The sequence below is a fragment of the Burkholderia sp. Ac-20365 genome, from assembly GCF_017104715.1.
Lineage (GTDB): Bacteria > Pseudomonadota > Gammaproteobacteria > Burkholderiales > Burkholderiaceae > Paraburkholderia.
In genome coordinates, this window is the sequence record NZ_JAAGPI010000015.1 from 117,041 (window position 1) to 134,536 (window position 17,496).

General features: G+C 59.9%; 19 protein-coding genes. 17 read left to right on the forward strand and 2 right to left on the reverse strand.

Translation table 11 applies throughout. From position 1 onward, the window contains the following. The first annotated feature begins 139 nt into the window (after positions 1-139). The 9 genes from G3O01_RS24975 to G3O01_RS25015 are packed head-to-tail and all read left to right on the forward strand — an operon-like array spanning position 140 to position 8,440. A complete protein-coding gene (locus G3O01_RS24975; RefSeq protein WP_205809017.1) occupies positions 140-1,375 on the forward strand; it encodes an urea ABC transporter substrate-binding protein in 1,236 nt (411 codons plus the stop codon). A gap of 59 nt (positions 1,376-1,434) precedes the next feature. After that, positions 1,435-2,316, forward strand: a complete 882-nt coding sequence (locus G3O01_RS24980; protein WP_205809019.1) for a branched-chain amino acid ABC transporter permease — start codon at positions 1,435-1,437, stop codon at positions 2,314-2,316. After that, entirely contained in the window at positions 2,313-3,368 is a 1,056-nt protein-coding gene (locus tag G3O01_RS24985) for an ABC transporter permease (protein WP_205809021.1), read from the forward strand. Before G3O01_RS24980 ends, G3O01_RS24985 begins: the two co-directional genes overlap by 4 nt. Beyond that, a complete protein-coding gene (locus G3O01_RS24990; RefSeq protein WP_205809023.1) occupies positions 3,365-4,075 on the forward strand; it encodes an ABC transporter ATP-binding protein in 711 nt (236 codons plus the stop codon). Before G3O01_RS24985 ends, G3O01_RS24990 begins: the two co-directional genes overlap by 4 nt. Then, a complete protein-coding gene (locus G3O01_RS24995) occupies positions 4,072-4,779 on the forward strand; it encodes an ABC transporter ATP-binding protein (protein WP_205809025.1) in 708 nt (235 codons plus the stop codon). Before G3O01_RS24990 ends, G3O01_RS24995 begins: the two co-directional genes overlap by 4 nt. Positions 4,780-4,791: 12 nt before the next feature. Next, on the forward strand, positions 4,792-5,778 hold the full coding sequence (locus tag G3O01_RS25000; protein ID WP_205809027.1) for an acetamidase/formamidase family protein: 987 nt from the start codon (positions 4,792-4,794) through the stop codon (positions 5,776-5,778). A 58-nt stretch (positions 5,779-5,836) separates the two neighbouring features. Then, positions 5,837-6,991 (forward strand): transporter substrate-binding domain-containing protein, encoded by a 1,155-nt coding sequence (locus tag G3O01_RS25005; RefSeq protein WP_205809029.1) that lies wholly within the window; start codon positions 5,837-5,839, stop codon positions 6,989-6,991. Between the two features lies 1 nt (position 6,992). Next, positions 6,993-7,643, forward strand: a complete 651-nt coding sequence (locus G3O01_RS25010; protein WP_205809031.1) for an ANTAR domain-containing protein — start codon at positions 6,993-6,995, stop codon at positions 7,641-7,643. Positions 7,644-7,675: 32 nt separating this feature from the next. Next, the gene (locus G3O01_RS25015) at positions 7,676-8,440 is read left to right on the forward strand and encodes an SDR family NAD(P)-dependent oxidoreductase (RefSeq protein ID WP_205809033.1); all 765 of its coding nucleotides are present in this window, start codon (positions 7,676-7,678) and stop codon (positions 8,438-8,440) included. Between the two features lie 15 nt (positions 8,441-8,455). Here the strand turns inward: G3O01_RS25015 and G3O01_RS25020 are convergent, their stop codons facing one another. Beyond that, positions 8,456-8,890, reverse strand: a complete 435-nt coding sequence (locus tag G3O01_RS25020) for a MarR family transcriptional regulator (RefSeq protein WP_205809035.1) — start codon at positions 8,888-8,890, stop codon at positions 8,456-8,458. 159 nt (positions 8,891-9,049) lie between these two features. Here G3O01_RS25020 and G3O01_RS25025 point away from each other — a divergent pair, with 159 nt between their 5' ends. The 7 genes from G3O01_RS25025 (at position 9,050) to G3O01_RS25055 (ending at position 16,598) form a co-directional block, all read left to right on the forward strand. Beyond that, on the forward strand, positions 9,050-10,138 hold the full coding sequence (locus tag G3O01_RS25025) for a substrate-binding domain-containing protein (RefSeq protein ID WP_241024246.1): 1,089 nt from the start codon (positions 9,050-9,052) through the stop codon (positions 10,136-10,138). A 204-nt stretch (positions 10,139-10,342) separates the two neighbouring features. Further along, the gene (locus tag G3O01_RS25030; protein WP_205809037.1) at positions 10,343-11,860 is read left to right on the forward strand and encodes an amidase; all 1,518 of its coding nucleotides are present in this window, start codon (positions 10,343-10,345) and stop codon (positions 11,858-11,860) included. A 55-nt stretch (positions 11,861-11,915) separates the two neighbouring features. Beyond that, complete coding sequence (locus G3O01_RS25035) at positions 11,916-13,142, forward strand: ABC transporter substrate-binding protein (protein ID WP_205809040.1); 1,227 nt, start codon at positions 11,916-11,918, stop codon at positions 13,140-13,142. A gap of 36 nt (positions 13,143-13,178) precedes the next feature. After that, positions 13,179-14,045, forward strand: coding sequence for a branched-chain amino acid ABC transporter permease (locus G3O01_RS25040; protein WP_205809042.1), 867 nt, complete (start codon positions 13,179-13,181; stop codon positions 14,043-14,045). Continuing rightward, positions 14,045-15,166: a branched-chain amino acid ABC transporter permease gene (locus G3O01_RS25045; RefSeq protein ID WP_205809044.1), complete on the forward strand. Its 1,122-nt coding sequence runs from the start codon at positions 14,045-14,047 to the stop codon at positions 15,164-15,166. The genes G3O01_RS25040 and G3O01_RS25045 overlap by 1 nt, the downstream gene beginning before the upstream one ends. Beyond that, on the forward strand, positions 15,163-15,882 hold the full coding sequence (locus tag G3O01_RS25050; protein WP_205809046.1) for an ABC transporter ATP-binding protein: 720 nt from the start codon (positions 15,163-15,165) through the stop codon (positions 15,880-15,882). Before G3O01_RS25045 ends, G3O01_RS25050 begins: the two co-directional genes overlap by 4 nt. 11 nt (positions 15,883-15,893) lie before the next feature. Beyond that, complete coding sequence (locus tag G3O01_RS25055; RefSeq protein ID WP_205809055.1) at positions 15,894-16,598, forward strand: ATP-binding cassette domain-containing protein; 705 nt, start codon at positions 15,894-15,896, stop codon at positions 16,596-16,598. A 28-nt stretch (positions 16,599-16,626) separates the two neighbouring features. Here G3O01_RS25055 and G3O01_RS25060 read toward each other — a convergent pair whose 3' ends face one another. Next, positions 16,627-16,827, reverse strand: coding sequence for a hypothetical protein (locus G3O01_RS25060; RefSeq protein WP_205809057.1), 201 nt, complete (start codon positions 16,825-16,827; stop codon positions 16,627-16,629). A gap of 410 nt (positions 16,828-17,237) precedes the next feature. Here G3O01_RS25060 and G3O01_RS25065 point away from each other — a divergent pair, with 410 nt between their 5' ends. After that, entirely contained in the window at positions 17,238-17,468 is a 231-nt protein-coding gene (locus G3O01_RS25065) for a hypothetical protein (protein WP_205809059.1), read from the forward strand. Positions 17,469-17,496: the final 28 nt, after the last annotated feature.

A 17,496-nucleotide genomic window follows, 5' to 3' on the forward strand; every position in this document is an offset into this window, starting at 1 on the left:
CCATCCATTCCTCGCGGCCTGACAAAGATGTCCGCCGGAGGATCCGGCACAGAAGCCCCCTGACGAACAGTGCGTTCGTCAGGGGGCTTTTTTTTGTCCATTTTTTCGCGAAGTTCGAGACTACTTCTGGAGAATCCGCATGTTGCTAAAGCCGTCGGGCTGGATGCGTCTGGCCTTCATTGCAGGACTTGCAGTCACGTCGCTAGCAGCGAATGCCGCCGATCCCGTGAAAATCGGCCTGCTCGAAGACGCATCGGGCAATTTTGCGCTCGCGACCATCCCGAAGATTCACGCGACGGAACTCGCCGTCGATGAAATCAATGCGAAGGGCGGCATACTTGGCCGTCCGATCAAGCTCATCGCGTACGACACGCAGTCCGATAACACCAAGTTCCAGGAACTCGCACGCCGGCTGGTGCAAACGGACAAACCGGATGTCGTATTCGGCGCGTTTTCCAGCGCATCGCGTGAAGCGATCCGCCCGATCATGGATCGCGCGCATCAGCTCTACTGGTACGACAATCAATACGAAGGCGGTGTGTGCGACACCAATACCTTCGTCACAGGTGCCGTGCCCGAGCAGCAGTTCTCGACGCTGATCCCGTGGATGATGCAGAAGTTCGGCAAGAAGGTGTACACCATCGCCGCCGACTACAACTTCGGCCAGATCTCCGCCGAATGGGTGCGCAATATCGTCAAGGAAAATGGCGGCACGATGGTCGGCGAGGAATTCATTCCGCTGTCGGTGTCCCAATTCGGGCAGACCATTCAGAACATTCAGAAAGCCAAGCCCGATTTCGTTGTGACGCTGCTGGTCGGCGCGAATCAGGCGTCGTACTACGAGCAGCAGGCTTCCGCGCATCTGAATCTGCCGATGGCGAGTTCCGTGAATGTCGGCCAGGCGTATGAGCACAAGCGCTTCAAACCGCCTGCATTGAAGGACATGTACGTGACGGCGAATTATGTCGAGGAAGTCGACACGCCCGCGAGCAACGACTTCAAGAAACGCTTTCATGCGAAGTTCCCGAACGAGCCGTACATCAATCAGGAAGCAGCGAACGCGTACGACGCGATCTATCTGTACAAGGCCGCCGCAGAGAAAGCGAAATCCACCAACCAGGACGCCGTGCGCAAGGCGCTGGAGAGCGGCGGCATTTGCACGGAAGGCGCGCAGGGCAAGGTCTGTATCGACCCGAAGAGCCATCACGCGAGCCACACGATTTTCCTCGTGCACGTGAAGGACGATCACTCCGTCGAGATCCCGAAGGTCTGGGACGACGTGCAGCCGTACTGGCTCGGCAAGGTGGGCTGCGACCTGCCGAACAAGCCGGATCATCGTCAGTACACGCCGTCGAATCTGCCGAAGAAGTCGTGATCCGAACGGGCGCGCCCGGTCGTAGCGAAGCGCGCCCGTTCACTGAAAGTGGAGCAAGCATGGCCACCTTGTCGGTTCTTTACTCGCTGGTCTATCAGTTCGGCGACAGCTTCGCGTATCTCGTGCTGGCCGCCCTCGGCCTTGCAGTGATCTTCGGCATGATGGGCGTCATCAATCTCGCGCATGGCGAGTTCATCATGTGCGGTGCGTATGTGACGATCATCGCCGCGAAACATGGCGTGCCGCTGCCGTTCGCGATGCTGCTGGGCGCGTTTGCTGCTGCCGTTGCGGGCGTCGTGATCGAGCAACTGGTGATACGCCATCTCTACGACAGACTGTTCGATTCCGTCGTGGCGACATGGGCCATCAGCCTGATCGTCCAGCAGACGATGCTGCTCGTTGCCGGTCCGTCGCTCGAAGGCATCGGCACTCCGTTCGGGTCATTCTCGCTCGGCGACTATTCGTTTTCGACGTATCGCGCGGTATTGCCTGTGATCGCGCTGTGCATTCTGTTCGCGCTGTATCTGCTGTTCTTCAAGACGAATTACGGCGTCTGTGCACGCGCGACGATCCAGAACGCCAGCATCGCGCAATGTCTTGGTTTGCGCACGGACCGGCTCTATACGCTGACGTTCGCGCTGGGTGCGGGTCTCGCGGGACTCACAGGCGCACTCTACGCACCGACGATGACAGCCGTGCCGACGATGGGCAGCAACTTCATCGTGCAAGCGTTCGTTTCGGTGGTGGTGGGCGGCGCGAATGTGATTGCGGGAACGACGCCTGCTGCCGGCGTGCTTGCGATCATCCAGACGGCGCTCACGGCATCGTATGGTCAGCTGTTCGGGCAGATTGGCCTGCTTGTGACAGTGATCGTCGTGATCAGGCTGATGCCGCAAGGGCTCGGCAATCTGTTCACGCGCTTGCGCCGGGGGGAAGCATGAAGCAATTACAACCGGCATCGCGCGCGTTGCAGTGCGCGCCATGGATCGTGGCGCTGTGCCTGCCCCTCTTCGTCGATGCGACCACGAGCGGCAACCTTGCCTACTGTCTTCTATGGGCCTTCAGCGCTGTCGGGCTCGCGGCAATGTGGGGTTATGGCGGCATCCTGTCGTTCGGCCAGACGGCATTTTTCGGTCTTGCCGGCTATAGCTACGGCATCTTCACGCTGAACTTCGCGGATAACTGGTTCGATTCCTGGCTCGGTCTCGGCGCGGGTCTCGTAATCAGCGTGATCGTCGCGGCGCTGATCGGCTACATGATTTTCTTCGGGCGCATCAAGGGCGTGTTCATCGGCATCGTGACCTTGTCGGTGACACTTGTGCTCGAAACCTTCATGGCGCAGACGGCCGGGCCGCAATGGGCGATCGGCGAAGCGCGCCTGAACGGCTACAACGGCATGGGCGGCATGTCACCATTAACGATTCCCTGGCCGGGCGGACCGCTCACGCTGGAGAACACGAGTTTCTATTATCTGGTGCTGGTTCTGCTGATTGCCGTCTACGCGTTCATGCGCAGATTGCTCGATGGTCCGTTCGGTCTCACGCTGATCGCGATCCGCGAGAACCCGCAGCGCGCTGAAATGCTCGGTGTCGATATCCGGCGCCATCAACTGCTGGTTTTCGTGCTTGGATGTACGCTAGGCGGGTTGTCGGGCGCGCTCTACACGATCTGGGGCTCGTACATCACGCCATCGACGATGGGCCTCACCGCCGCGGCGATGCCTGTGATCTGGGTCGCGACGTCGGGCAGAACGAGCATTGGCGGCGCGATCATCGGCACGGCGTTGCTGGTGTGGCTGTCGCAGAGTCTTGCCGTGTATGGCAGTCAGTACGCGCTGATCCTGATGGGCGCGATCCTGCTCATCATCGTGCTCGCAGCGCCTGAAGGCTTGCTGCCGTTCGCGGCGAAACAGCTGCGGCGGTTCGAGCGCGAGCGCAATCATGGCCGCCCCTGTTTCGACGAAACGCTCAAGCAAGAGGAGGGCAAATCGTGACCGTGCTGCTCGAAACGCGCGCGCTCAAGAAGCACTTCGGCGGCGTGCATGTGATCAACGGTATCGACTTCCGCATCGATGCGGGCGAAATCCGCTGCGTGATTGGGCCGAACGGTGCGGGCAAGAGCACATTCTTCAAGCTCATTACGGGCGAGCATCGGCCTTCCGAAGGCAGCGTGCATTTTCTTGGCGAAGACATGAGCCATGTGCTGCCGCACGAACGCATCCGCATGGGCATGAGCATCAAGTTCCAGATACCGGGCGTGTTCCCTGATCTGAGCGTGCGGCAGCATCTGCAACTGTCGCTGCATCGCGCGAAGGACGACCGGCCTGGAAGTATCGACGAGCTTTTGCAGCGCTTTCTGCTGCAACGTGAAGAACATGTGCTTGCGCGCAATCTGTCGCACGGCAAGAAGCAATGGCTCGAGATCGCGATGGCCGTCTCGCTGCGACCGAAGTTGCTGTTTCTCGATGAGCCCGTTGCAGGCATGTCAGTAGAAGAAACGCACGCAACGGGCGAACTCATCAAGCGGCTGTCCACATCCGGCCTGACAATGATGGTAGTCGAGCACGACATGACCTTCGTCAAGCAGATCGCGACGCGCGTGACGGTGCTGCATGGCGGTCGACTGCTCGCCGATGGACCGCTGGATGAAATCCTCGCCCGCGACGATGTCGCGGAAGTCTATCTGGGGAAGAAGGCATGAGCGCGCTACTCGAAGTCAAGGATGTCGCATCGGGTTATGGCGGCGGACGTGTGCTCAATGGTGTGTCGTTCGGCATTGGACGCGGCGAAGTGCTGGCGTTGATCGGACGTAACGGTGTCGGCAAGACAACGCTGATGCGCACGCTCATTGGTCTCGTCAAACTCGACGCGGGCAGCATCGTGCTCGACGGTACGTCTATCGGCGATGAAAAGCCGTATTCGCGCGCACGCAAAGGCATCGGCTACGTGCCGCAAGGACGAGAAATCTTCGGTGCGCTGACCGTCGCGGAGAACCTTCAGGTCGGCGCGCAGGCAAACCGCGAGAAGGCCGCGCTGATGCGCGACAAGGTGGTCGGCTACTTCCCGATTCTCAAGACACGCTATCAACAGAAGGCGGGGACGATGAGCGGCGGCGAACAGCAGCAACTCGCGATTGCGCGTGCGCTCATCAGCTCGCCGCAGGTTCTGCTGCTCGATGAACCATCCGAAGGCATTCAGCCTTCCATCGTCGATCTGATCGGCGAGACGTTGATGCAGATTGCGCGTGAAACGGGCATCGGCGTGGTGCTGGTCGAACAGGACATGGGCATGGTCGAGCGCATCGCCACGCGCTGCTGCGTGATGGACAAAGGCCGTATCGTCGATACATTGAGCCCGGCGCAACTCGGGGATGAACAACTGATTCGCCAGTACCTGGCACTGTGACGGAGACAGAACATGAAATGGCTAGAAGAATCGATCATGATGAAACGCGGCGTCGGCGCGGACCGAGAGCCGGTGGAGCATCATCTGACCGAGGAATTGCAGAAGACTTTTCACTACACGATCGGGCCGTACTCACAGCCGGTTTTGCACATCAAGCCCGGCGATCGCGTAGTGGTGGAAACGCGCGATGCGTTCGAAGGCAAGATCAAGGAGGAAACCGATAAGCCTTCGCAGGTGTTGACGGTGCCGTTCCTGAATCCGCAGAACGGTCCGATCATGATCGAGGGCGCGGAGAAGGGCGACGTGATTGCGGTGCACATCGAAACGATGTCGCCGCGCGGTGACGATCCGCATGGCTTCTGCTGCATGATTCCGAACTTCGGCGGATTGACGGGCACCGATTACACGGCGCTGCTCAATGAACCGTTGCCGGAGATCGTGCGCAAGATCAAGATCGATGAAGAGAATGTGTACTGGAGCAAGCGCAATACGCTGCCGTACAAGCCGCATATCGGCACGCTGAGTCTTTCGCCCGAAATCGATTCGATCAATTCGCTCACGCCCGATTCGCATGGCGGTAACATGGACGTCCCCGACATGGGGCCGGGCAGCATCACGTATCTGCCCGTGCGTTCGCCAGGCGGAAGGCTCTTTATCGGCGACGCGCATGCGTGTCAGGGCGACGGTGAAGTGTGCGGTACGGCCGTCGAATATCAAAGCACGACCACGGTACGCGTCGATCTGATCAAGCACTGGAAGATCGACTGGCCGCGCCTGGAAAACGAGGACGCGCTGATGAGCATCGGCAGCGCGCGGCCGCTCGAAGACGCGACACGTATCGCGTATCGCGAACTGGTACTGTGGATGGCGGCCGAATACGGCTTCGACAAGTGGGACGCGTATATGATGCTGAGCCAGGTCGGTAAAGTGCGGCTCGGCAATTTTGTCGATCCAAAATACACGGTCGGCGCAATGGTCGCGAAGCGCTACCTGAAGTAAGACGATCTGCCGTGCGGGCACTGTCCCGCACGCAACCTCCCGGAGAGCGTGTCACGAAATGGCATTGTCGGATCCCATCAGAGTCGGTTTGCTTTGCTCCACCAGCGGCTCGACAGCGCTTCTGGAACAGTCCCAATGGCGCGGCGCGTGCCTTGCGATGGACGAAATCAACGCGCGCGGCGGCATCGACGGGCGCGAGCTGCTTGCCGTTCACTATGACCCTGGCTCCGATCCTGCCGTGTTTCGCGAACTGGCCGAGCGGCTGATCGTGAAAGACGGTGTGAACGTGATCTTTGGCGGCTATACGTCGACCAGCCGCAAGGCGATGCTGCCCGTCGTCGAGAAACACAACCGGCTGCTGATCTATTCGCAGCAATACGAGGGCTTCGAATACTCGGACAACATCATCTATAGCGGTGCGTCGCCGAACCAGAATGGCGTGCAACTCGCCGACTTCATGACGCAGACATTTGGTGCGCGCGTGTACTTTGTTGGCTCGCGTTACGTGTACCCGTACGAATGCAACCGCACGATGCAGGAACTGCTACTGCAGCATCCTGAAGGAGCGATACTCGGCGAGCGTTATTTGCCGCTCGATGCGGAGCGCGAGCAGTTTGCGCAGGTCGTCGCGGATATCAAGCGCAAGTCGCCTGACTGGATCTTCTGCACGGTGATCGGTGCGACGGTGCCGTACCTTTACGAAGCGTACGCGCATGCGGGCTTCGATCCGGCGCGCATGCCGATCGGCAGCCTCAATACGTCGGAGACCGAGATTCATGCGATGGAACGCGGCATCGCCGCGGGACATTACACGGCAGCGCCTTATTTTCAGAGCATCGATACGCCGGAGAACATCCGCGCAGTGCGGCAGCATCAGGCGCGCTTCGGTGTGGATACACCCACCGACATGAACTGGGAGGCCGCGTACTATCAGATGCACATGTACGCTGAAGCGTTTGCGCGCGCCGGCTCGGACGATATCGGCACGATCATGCCGCATCTGCTCGGCTCCGAATTTGCGGCCCCGCAAGGCCGTGTCCGCATCGATCCCGTCAATCATCACATGGCACTGTATCCGCGCATTGGCCGCGCGAATGCGGATGGCCAGTTCACGGTGCTGCGCGAATCGAAGTTCGCCGTTGGGCCGGACCCGTACATGACGCGACAGACGCTCGGGGACTGGGTCACGAAACTGAGCACACGGGACTACTGACGTGAGCGCGCCCATGAGCAGAGGCCAACGCAGCCTCACCGGTTCGATTCTGGAGCGTCATGCACGGGTGGTCGTGTTTCATCCCGACGACGACGACGGCCAGACGCTCACGAACCATCTCAGGCGCATGGGTTTTCATGTCGAGCGTTGCTGGCCGCCGCTCGATACGCTGCCCGACAGAACGGACCTGGTGTTTCGCGCGCTGCTGCCCGAGGAACGCGCGCCGAAAGATGAATGGTCCGGGCCGGATGCGCCGCCCGTGATCTGCGTCGTCGCCTATGAAAACCCGACCTTCATCGATCAGGCGATCAAGATGGGTTCGGACGGCATTGTGACGACGCCGATTCGCGCATCGGGTTTGCTGTCGACCGTGGTGATGGCGCTGTATCACTCGCGCCGCTCGCGGCAGCATCTGCAACGGATCGCGAAGCTGGAACAGAAGCTGCTCGACAGCCGCCACTTGCAGGAAGCAAAGGGCATTCTGATGACGATGCACAGCGTGAACGAGAACGAGGCTTACGACATGCTGCGCGCACAGGCGATGGAGAAGCGCGTATCGATCGACGACATCTGTCATTCGGTGATCCAGGCGGGCGAAGTGTTGCAGATCAGGCGCGCGATCACACCTGGCGATGTGCGAAGCGAGGACTGAGTTCAACCGTAGGTTCAAAAGGGGCGACCAACATGGACTTGCAACTGAAGGGACTGAAGGCAATCGTGACGGGCGGGACCAAGGGAATTGGTCTCGCCATTGCTCGCACGCTCGCGCAGGAAGGCGCCGACGTGGCCATCTGCGCACGCGACGAAGCGAGCGTGACGGCGACGGCCAGCGAGCTTGCAAAGCTCAGCGGCGCGCGCGCGACTGGCGCTGCGGTGGATGTATCGGACGGTCCCGCGCTCAAGGCGTGGGTGCAAGATGTCGCGCAGAACTGGGGCGGGCTGGACATCGTGGTGGCCAACGTCAGCGCGCTCGCCATCGGCAACGATCTCGAATCGTGGCGCAAAGAGTTCGAGACCGATCTGCTTGGCACCGTCAATCTCGTGGATGCGGCAATGCCTTCGCTGGAAGCGAGCAAGGCGGCATCGATCGTCGCGATATCGAGCGTGTCGGGGCGCGAGATCGATTTTGCCGCCGGCCCGTATGGCGTATTCAAGGCGGCGCTCGTTCACTACATGCAGGGACTCGCGAATCAGCTCGCTTCGAAAGGCATTCGTGCGAACACGGTTTCGCCGGGCAACGTGTATTTCGAAGGTGGCGTGTGGGACTGGATCGAGCATAACGATCCGGCGTTGTTCGCGCGGGCGCTTGCATTGAACCCGACGGGACGCATGGCGAAGCCGCAGGAAATCGCGAATGCCGTGGCGTTTATCGCGAGTCCTGCAGCAAGCTTTGTGAGCGGCGCGAACTTCGTGGTGGATGGTGCGCTCACGCGCGGCGTTCAGCTTTGATGATGACGAAACACGTTACCGTGGTCCCGTTTCCTCGATAAACCGTTCGAGCAGCCGCTTCAACTGCTTTGCGTTGCGGCTGCCGAGCGCTTCTTCGATGGCGGCATGATGCGCGTCTACGCCCGGCTGCAGGCGGGCGAGTAGCTTGATGCCACGGTCGGTGATGAAGATCAGCACCTTGCGGCTATCGTAGTCGTCGGCGGAACGCTGTACGAGACCACGGCTCACGAGCTTGTCGATGTTCTTCGTCAAGGCCGGCAGGTTGAGCAGCACCTGAGCGGCGAGTTCGCTCATCGGGTGGCCAGCTTCGTCCGAGACGGCGTGGAGAATCCGCCAGTGGTCTTCGTTCACGCCTTCTTCGGCTGTCAGTTGCGCGAGCCCGGCTTTCATTTGCCGGTGCGCGGACGCGATGAGAAAGGCGAGGTAGGAGGAGAGGTCTGTTTCCGGCATGGTAGATGCTTGATGGAACACGGATAGCAGAATCTTACGCAAATAAATTTTCTACGGAAAGTATCGGTGCAAGTGTCCCTTGGCGCCGGTGCGTGATGGTGCGCGCACGCCATCCGCCGGTGCATTCTGAATCGTTCGAAACCGCCGCGTCGACCGTTGATGAAGCAGCGCTCCCGTTTCTGCCGCGACAGGCAGGATTTGACAATCGCGTTGTGCGTGCCGCTCGGTGGCGCGGCCGGGCTCTGGGGGCCTTGCGCGCTCGCCGCGGCTCAGCTCGCCGTGGACGAACTGAATGCCGCATCGGGCATCACCGGCCGCCCGTGCCGTCTTCTAACCGTCAATGCGGCCGATGATGCACGAGAACTCGAATCCGCGCTGAGCGGTCTCATCGACGACGGTGCCATCGATGCGCTCGTCGGCATGCACACCAGTGCCGTCCGCCATGATCTGCTCAAAGCCGTCGGCGGCCATATTCCGTTTATCTACACGCCGCTCTATGAAGGCGGCGAGCGCACGCCCGGCGTATTCGCAATTGGCGAGACGACGCGCCGGCAACTGCAGCCTGCGATCCAGTGGCTCAGCATGCAACGCCATCCGAAGCGCTGGTTCTTCGTCGGCAACGATTACGTGTGGCCGCACGCGACGCATCGTCTCGCACATCGCTTTGTCACCGAAACGGGCGCGCAGGTGGTCGGCGACATGTATGTACCGTTCGGCACGGGGGATTACGGCGAGGTGCTCGACGCGATCCGCAAGCGGCGCGCGGACGCGATTCTGCTCTCGCTGATCGGTCAGGACACCATCGACTTCAATCGCGCATTCGGTGAAGCAGGACTTGCGTCGAGCGTCGTGCGCCTGTCGTGCGCGCTCGGCGAGAACGAACTGCTGGGCATCGGTGCTCGCAATACGGCCGACCTGTACGTGGCCTCGGGCTATTTTGCCTCGCTGCGCACGGATGCGAATCTTGCGTTCAAGGAACGCTATCGCGGACGATACGGCGCCCGGGCGCCGACGCTCGACACCTTCGGCCAGTCCACTTACGAAGGCATTCATTTTCTCGCCGCGCTATTCGACGATGCACAGCGCCGCGATCTGCCTCGCGAAGCAGGGCTCGCGCAACTCGGCATTGCGCCGCTTTCTTATCGAAGCGCTCGCGACGCCGCGTACGCAGGCGGACGCGTGAACCGCGTGCCGATTTATCTCGCGCGCGCGGATGGCCATCATTTCGAGGTGATCTCGCCGCTTTGATCGGCATGCTATTGACCGCACGTCTGGCTTTATCAATTTACTTTCCACGGAAAATAAATTGTTGACGTGGAAAATATGTGTCCATACCATGGTTCGAAGATCAGGACCCGGCACGCCGATACGTCCCGGTCATCTCCACGCGCCTGCATGAAGGCACGACAGCAGGCTGCAATCCGTCACGCATCCGTTCGAGTGAGGAAAGCCATGGCAGTGAAACGTCCCACGCCCGCCCAGCTTGACGAAGTCGCCACCAGTCTCGGCATGCATCTGTCCGAAGAACAGCTTGCCGCCTATCACACGCTGTTGCAGCCCAATTTCGATGCGTACGACGTCATCGACGCCATGCCCGACTACGTGCCGCGCGTGACTTATCCGCGCACGCCCGGTTATCGTCCCTCGGCGGAAGAAAACCGCTACGGCGCGTGGTATGTGAAGGCGGAAGTGAAGGGCGCACAGACGGGAAAGCTTGCAGGCAAGACGGTCGCGCTGAAGGACAACGTATGCCTCGCGGGTGTGCCGATGATGAACGGTGCGTCGACGCTCGAAGGCTATGTGCCCGATGTCGATGCAACCATCGTCACGCGTCTGCTCGATGCGGGCGCAACGATCGTCGGCAAGGCGACCTGCGAGTACTTCTGTTTTTCTGGAGGCTCGCATACGAGTGCACCTGCACCTGTTCACAATCCGCGCAAAATGGGCTATTCGGCAGGTGGATCGTCGTCGGGCAGTGCGGCGCTCGTGGCCGCAGGTGAAGTCGATCTTGCCATTGGCGGCGATCAGGGTGGATCGATCCGCATGCCCGCCTCGTATTGCGGCATCTATGGCATGAAGCCGACGCATGGACTCGTGCCCTACACGGGCGTGATGCCGATCGAACTGACGATCGACCATACGGGCCCGATGACGGCCAATGTCACCGACAACGCATTGATGCTCGAAGTACTCGCCGGACCCGACGGCCTGGATCCGCGACAGTATGCGGCTCAAACCGCGAAGCCCTATTCGGACCTGATGAAAGAAGGCGTGCGTGGACTGAGAATCGGCGTCGTCAAGGAAGGTTTTGGATGGCCCCAATCGCTGGAGCAATCGGATGCGAAGGTGCGCGCGGCGGCTAATCATTTTGCCGAACTGGGCGCGAAGGTCAGTGAGGTATCGATTCCGATGCATCGCATCGGCCCGTCGATCTGGTTGCCGATCGCCGCTGAAGGCGCGACGCAGCAGATGATGAAGGACAACGGTCACGGCTTCAACTGGAAGGGCCTCTACGTGACGGGCATGGTCGATTATCACGCCGGCTGGCACGAGCGCGCCGACGAACTCTCGGAAACGCTGAAGATCACGATGGTGCTGGGCGAGTACTTTATTCGCCACTATCGCGGTCATTTCTATGCGAAGGCGCAGAACCTGTCGCGTCAACTCACAGCCGCTTACGACGCCGCATTCGCCGACTACGATCTTCTGTTAATGCCCACGCTGCCGCTGACGGCGACGCCTTTGCCGCAGTCCGGCGCGAGTGTCGAGGAAATCGTTACACGCGCGTTTGAAATGCTGCCGAATACCTGTCCATTCGATTGCACCGGTCACCCCGCGATGAGCGTGCCATGCGGCACGGTGGATGGCTTGCCCGTGGGCATGATGCTGATCGGCAAACACTGGGACGAAGCGACTATTTATCGCGGCGCCTATGCGTTCGAACAGTCTGTCGACTGGATGAAGCTCTGACCTTTTTGCTCTTTCCCTGGTGTCTCTTTCGGCAGTCTCTTTTCGGAACCCCTCTATGGACCGACGTTCGTTTCTGAAATCGTCTGCGGCATCTGTTGCGGCTGGCGTGGCGGGCTCGTTTCCCTTTATCGCGGAAGCTGCCGACGAGATTCTCGTCGGCGGCATCACTGATCTATCGGGCGGACTCGACATCTATGGCAAGCCGATGGCGGACTGCCTGACGATCGCCGTTGAAGAATGGAATGCGCAGGGTGGCTTGCTCGGCAAGCAGATCAAGCTGCTCAATTACGATCCGCAATCGAGCATGCAACTCTATACGCAATTCGCGCAGCAGTCGGCGTTGAAGGACAAGGTTGCGGTGGTGCACGGCGGCATCACGTCTGCATCGCGTGAAGTCATGCGGCCCGTTCTGGACCGTTACCGCACACTCTATTTCTACAACACGCAATACGAAGGCGGCGTGTGCGATCGCAATACGTTCTGCACGGGTGTGACGCCGGGGCAGACGGTTGCCAAGCTGGTGCCTTACGCAATGAAGCAATGGGGCAAGAAAGTGTACGTGGTTGCCGCCGACTACAACTACGGCCAGATCACATCGCAGTGGGTGAAGAAGTTCGTGCAGGACAACGGCGGATCGGTGGTATCGATCGACTTCTTTCCGCTCGATGTCACCAATTTCGGCTCGACGATCTCGAAGATCGAGGCGGCGAAACCGGACATGCTCGTGTCGGCGCTAGTTGGTGGATCGCATATGTCGTTTTACCGGCAATGGGCGGCAGCGGGCTTGCACAAGAAGATTCCGCTGGCGTCCACCACGTTTGCAGGCGGCAATGAACAGATTGTTCTTTCGCCCGAAGAGTGCGACGGCTTTCTCGTCTCGTACAACTACTTCGAGAACCTGGATAACCCGGTGAACAAGGCATTCAAGGATCGCTTTCACAAACGCTTCGGCGCGAATTACCCGAACATTACCGAGCTGGCGATGGGAACCTATCAGGGTTTCAACCTCTGGGCGCAAGGTGTGAAGAAGGCGGGCACGCTGGATCGTATGAAGGTGATCGAGGCGCTGGAGTCGGGCATCAGCATCGACGCACCGAGCGGCAAGGTATCGGTCGATCCCGCTACACATCACTGCGTACTCAACGTGAGCATCGCGCAGGTGAAGAATCACAAGCTCGATATCGTGCAGACGTTCCAGAACCAGCCGCCTGTCGATACGAGCGCGGTGTGCAATCTCATCAAGAATCCGCGCGACAACCAGCAATACGTGATCAAGCTTTGAGACGCGCAGCGCGTGTCTTTACAACGAGGAACTGCGATGGATCTTGCTGCGATCGTCCTGATTCAGGTGCTGTACGCCATAGCGAGTCTTGTCGTGATTTCGTCTGGGCTTGCGGTCATCTTCGGCATGATGAAGGTCATCAATCTCGCGCACGGCGAATTCATGATGCTCGGCGCGTATGCAGCCATCGAGGCGATCCGCTTCGGCGTGAACCTGTGGGTGGCGATTCTCGTGGTTGCGCCGCTCGTCGTTGCGCTGATCGGCGTCGTGCTGGAGCGGATTTTCATTCGACGTCTGTATGGCCGCATGATCGATACGATGCTCGCAACGTGGGGATTGTCGCTGCTGCTGATCGGTATCGTGACGTCGATTGCGGGCAACACCACGGCGGGCATTTCCGCGCCGCTCGGCAACTTCGCGATCGGCGGTTATTCGGTCAGCAGTTACACGCTCGTGGTCATTGCGGTCGCGATAGTACTTGGCTTTGCGCTGCGCTGGGTGTTGCTGCACACGTCGCTAGGTTTGATCGCGCGCGGCACGATGCAGAATCCGCAAATGGCGGACGCGCTGGGCATCGCGCCTGGTCGCGTGTATTCGGCGACGTTTGCGATCGGTGCGGCGTTGTCCGGGCTCGCAGGCGCGTTACTCGCACCGATGACGGGCGTGGTGCCGACGATGGGCGGCGCATTCATCGCGAAGGCGTTTATCACTGTGATCGGCGGCGGGCCGGCCATCGTCGCGGGACTGGTCAGTTCGTCGATGCTGTTCGGCGCGATCAACCAGATCGCCACGTTCGCTTCGACACCCGTGTTCGGTGAAGTTGCGCTACTGGTCGGTGCGATCGTGATGCTGCGGTTGCTGCCGCGCGGTATCACCGGCCGCTTTTTCAAGGGAGCATTGTGATGACGCCACTCAAGGCGAACCGCACGATTCCCGTTGCCGACGCGCTCGCGCGTTTCTCGCGCTCATGGAAAAGTGCGGCACTGTCGCTGGCCGCGGGTATCGCGATGCTGCTCGTGTTGCCGCGCGTGCTGGACGACTTCGCGCTCGTGCAGGCAACCGTGTATGCGGTCATGGCGATACTCGCGCTGAGTCTCGGATTCGTGTGGGGATTCGGCGGGATTCTGTGTTTCGGGCAATCGGCGTTCTTCGGACTCGGCGCGTACACGTATGCGATTGCCGTGTCGAATATGGGCGACAGTACTGTGCCTTTTGTTCTCTCTATTGTGGTGCCTGCCGCGTTTTCGGCCGTGCTCGGCTATCTGATCTTCTATGGACGATTGTCGGATGTGTATATGGGCGTCATTACACTTACGGTGACGCTGATCCTTTTCAATGTGGTCAATTCCACGGCCGGGCCGGAATGGAAGATCGGCAATGCGCCACTGGGCGGGTTTAACGGTATTCCGAATATCGCGCCACTCAATACGCCGGGCAATATCGACGATGTGATCAGCCCGCGTGGCTTATTTGAGTTGTCGCTTGGCGCGTTGCTGATCGTCTATTTGCTATTGCGCGTGTTGCTCGCATTGAAAGTCGGGCGCGTCATCGTCGCGAGCAAAGAGAACGAACAACGTCTGCTATTGCTCGGTTACGACTCTCGCGTCTACAAGCTCTTCACGTTCGTGCTTGGTGCCGCCATCGCGGGGTTGTCGGGATGTCTCTTCGCAAACTGGGGTGCATTTACCAGCCCAACCGTGTTCGGCCTCGCGCAATCGGCGCAGATCATCATATGGGTGATTGTAGGCGGACTCGGCACGCTCGTCGGGCCTGTGATCGGCTGCGTGGCGATCCAGTGGCTCACGACGCAGATCGGCACGCAACAGACCATCAATTCCAATCTTGTGCTCGGCGCGATTCTCATCGTCTTCGTGCTGATGGTGCCGAAAGGCATCGTGCCGGGTATCGGCCAGCTCGGGCTGATGCTTTCGGGCGCATCCAGACGCAAACACCGCTTATCCGACGACGCACGTCGCGTCTCGCATGGCGACTCGGCCAATGCCTCTCGCAAGGAGGCCGCATGACGGCGCCGCTACTCGAAACACGCAAGCTGAATGTTCGTTTCGGCGGCGTTCATGCAACCCGTGATGTCGATTTCACGCTTGCCGAAGCGGAGTTGCGTTGCGTGATCGGTCCAAACGGCGCGGGCAAGAGTACGTTTTTCAAGCTTCTCACGGGGCAGGTCAAGCCGACATCGGGCGAGATCCTGTTTCGCGGCAAGGACATCACGTCGATGCAGCCGCATGAGCCTGCGCGTCTTGGCATCGGCATCAAGACGCAGGTGCCGAGCCTTTTTAACGGCCTCTCAGTGTGGGACAACGTGTGGCTGGCGGCGCGTCGCGTGAATACACCGATGCAGACCGAACGCGTGACGCGCGACGTGCTGGAGCGTGTCGGCATGCTTTCTCATCGCGATGCGATTACCGGCTTGCTTGCACACGGTGAACGTCAATGGGTGGAACTGGCGGTCGTTATCGCAGCGGATCCGCCGCTAATACTGCTCGATGAACCCGCTGCCGGTATGAGCGATACGGAAGTGGCTCGTACGGCTGAACTGATTCTGGAGATCAACCGGCGTCACGCGCTCGTCGTGGTGGAGCATGACATGAGTTTCATCAGGCGTATCGCGAAGAAGGTCACCGTGCTGCATCAAGGCGCGATCATTCGCGAGGATGCGCCCGAGCGCATCATGAGCGATCCCTTCATCCAGCAGATCTATCTCGGCAAGAAACCGCATTGAGGGGACGCGCGATGCTCGAAGCAAAAGGCTTGTGTGCGGGTTATGGCGCGATTCCCGTCCTGTATGACGTGGCGCTGTCGGTGCGAAGCGGTGAAGCGATCGGCATACTCGGGCACAACGGCATGGGCAAGACCACGTTGCTGCGCACGCTGATCGGCGCGTTGCCCGCGACGGCGGGCGCGATCCGCTTCGACGGCGATGACGTGACGACATTGCCACCGCACGCTCGTGCGAAACGCGGCATGGCCTACGTGCCGCAAGGGCGCGAGATTTTCCCGGCGTTATCCGCTTACGACAATTTGCGGCTCGGCCTCGTGAAGACAGGACGCAAACCAGAAGAGGCCATTGATGCGCTGCTGGAGGATTTCCCGCGTCTACAGCCTTTGCTCGATCGGGCGGGCGGCGCGCTCTCAGGCGGTGAACAGCAACTGCTTGCACTGGCGCGCGCACTCGCCGGAGAGCCGTCGATGCTGCTGCTCGACGAGCCGACGGAAGGCATTCAGCCGTCGATCATCGAAGAGATTGCCGAGACGCTCGTTTCACTGCGCGAAAAGCGCGGCCTGACGATCGTACTCGTTGAGCAGAACCTCGATTTCATCGCCGCGGTATCGCAGCGCGTGCTGGTGATCCGTCGCGGACAGATCGGCGATGAAATACCGCGCGAGCATCTGTCCGATCTCGACAAGGTCAGTGAATACACCGGGGTGCATGCCTGAGCGAAGCGCTGTTGCCGCCTTGCACACGCTACGCGAGCGCTGTCCACACCTGTTCGGATGAACAGCCGCACAACTGACGCATCATCACCGTGCCGCATTGCTCGCAACGGTAATGTTCGATTGCAGTCACGCCTTCGCATTCACCAATGCCGATGAGCGTCATGCCGTCCGTGCGGACGATTTCGGCGGGACGCCCCTGAAGACTTGTGCATACAGTGCAATTGTCCATTCAGTTTCCTCATAGCTGACTGCGGCGCTCGATCACAACAAAAAATCAAGCCCGCTGCGGTGGTCCAGATTGAAGATCCCGCGATGAGGCGAAGCGGCGCGCCTAGTATCGCCCAACATTTTTCGTGGCGCAGCATTTTTGTGTCTGTTAGCGACGGGAAAAATTGAGGACAAACCAGACTGGTGCATCGACACGCGATGCTGCCCAATTCAAGGGCAAAATGGATGCCCTCCTATGCCGGTGGTGTGAGTTTTTCTTTAAACAGGCATGCGGCAAAACGCCCGACTGCCTGTCCGATTGACACCTTGGCCATTCCTGACAAATGCCTTACACTACGCCGGAAGTCACTCGGAAAGCATGAGTGCGCTGTGTCGGTCGTGAAGTTTCGATAACTGGCCAAAGGAGACGTTATGCACTTCTATCACCACGGTGTAGCGATACAACCGTCCGTAGCAAGGAGCGGCAATACCTTCGTCGCGCGCGTTTCGATTCTTGAGGAGGATGGCGATGCGACGTCGCTCGGCAATCTCGGCCACTTTGCGAACCGCGAGTCCGCCTTCGCATTTGCGGTGCGCTGCGGCACAGCATTCGTCGACGATGAACCCATGCCGCTGCCGCCCTGCAACATCCGGCAAAGCTGATGTCCGCAAGACACACGCCGCTTCGCGT

What these genes read in the sequence shown, in the direction of transcription:
- G3O01_RS24975 (WP_205809017.1), top strand. Translation starts at nt 140, where the DNA reads ATGTTGCTAAAGCCGTCGGGCTGGATGCGTCTGGCCTTCATTGCAGGA.
- G3O01_RS24980 (WP_205809019.1), top strand. Translation starts at nt 1,435, where the DNA reads ATGGCCACCTTGTCGGTTCTTTACTCGCTGGTCTATCAGTTCGGCGAC.
- G3O01_RS24985 (WP_205809021.1), top strand. Translation starts at nt 2,313, where the DNA reads ATGAAGCAATTACAACCGGCATCGCGCGCGTTGCAGTGCGCGCCATGG.
- G3O01_RS24995 (WP_205809025.1), top strand. Translation starts at nt 4,072, where the DNA reads ATGAGCGCGCTACTCGAAGTCAAGGATGTCGCATCGGGTTATGGCGGC.
- G3O01_RS25000 (WP_205809027.1), top strand. Translation starts at nt 4,792, where the DNA reads ATGAAATGGCTAGAAGAATCGATCATGATGAAACGCGGCGTCGGCGCG.
- G3O01_RS25005 (WP_205809029.1), top strand. Translation starts at nt 5,837, where the DNA reads ATGGCATTGTCGGATCCCATCAGAGTCGGTTTGCTTTGCTCCACCAGC.
- G3O01_RS25015 (WP_205809033.1), top strand. Translation starts at nt 7,676, where the DNA reads ATGGACTTGCAACTGAAGGGACTGAAGGCAATCGTGACGGGCGGGACC.
- G3O01_RS25020 (WP_205809035.1), bottom strand. Translation starts at nt 8,890, where the DNA reads ATGCCGGAAACAGACCTCTCCTCCTACCTCGCCTTTCTCATCGCGTCC.
- G3O01_RS25025 (WP_241024246.1), top strand. Translation starts at nt 9,050, where the DNA reads ATGAAGCAGCGCTCCCGTTTCTGCCGCGACAGGCAGGATTTGACAATC.
- G3O01_RS25030 (WP_205809037.1), top strand. Translation starts at nt 10,343, where the DNA reads ATGGCAGTGAAACGTCCCACGCCCGCCCAGCTTGACGAAGTCGCCACC.
- G3O01_RS25035 (WP_205809040.1), top strand. Translation starts at nt 11,916, where the DNA reads ATGGACCGACGTTCGTTTCTGAAATCGTCTGCGGCATCTGTTGCGGCT.
- G3O01_RS25040 (WP_205809042.1), top strand. Translation starts at nt 13,179, where the DNA reads ATGGATCTTGCTGCGATCGTCCTGATTCAGGTGCTGTACGCCATAGCG.
- G3O01_RS25045 (WP_205809044.1), top strand. Translation starts at nt 14,045, where the DNA reads ATGACGCCACTCAAGGCGAACCGCACGATTCCCGTTGCCGACGCGCTC.
- G3O01_RS25050 (WP_205809046.1), top strand. Translation starts at nt 15,163, where the DNA reads ATGACGGCGCCGCTACTCGAAACACGCAAGCTGAATGTTCGTTTCGGC.
- G3O01_RS25055 (WP_205809055.1), top strand. Translation starts at nt 15,894, where the DNA reads ATGCTCGAAGCAAAAGGCTTGTGTGCGGGTTATGGCGCGATTCCCGTC.
- G3O01_RS25060 (WP_205809057.1), bottom strand. Translation starts at nt 16,827, where the DNA reads ATGGACAATTGCACTGTATGCACAAGTCTTCAGGGGCGTCCCGCCGAA.
- G3O01_RS25065 (WP_205809059.1), top strand. Translation starts at nt 17,238, where the DNA reads ATGCACTTCTATCACCACGGTGTAGCGATACAACCGTCCGTAGCAAGG.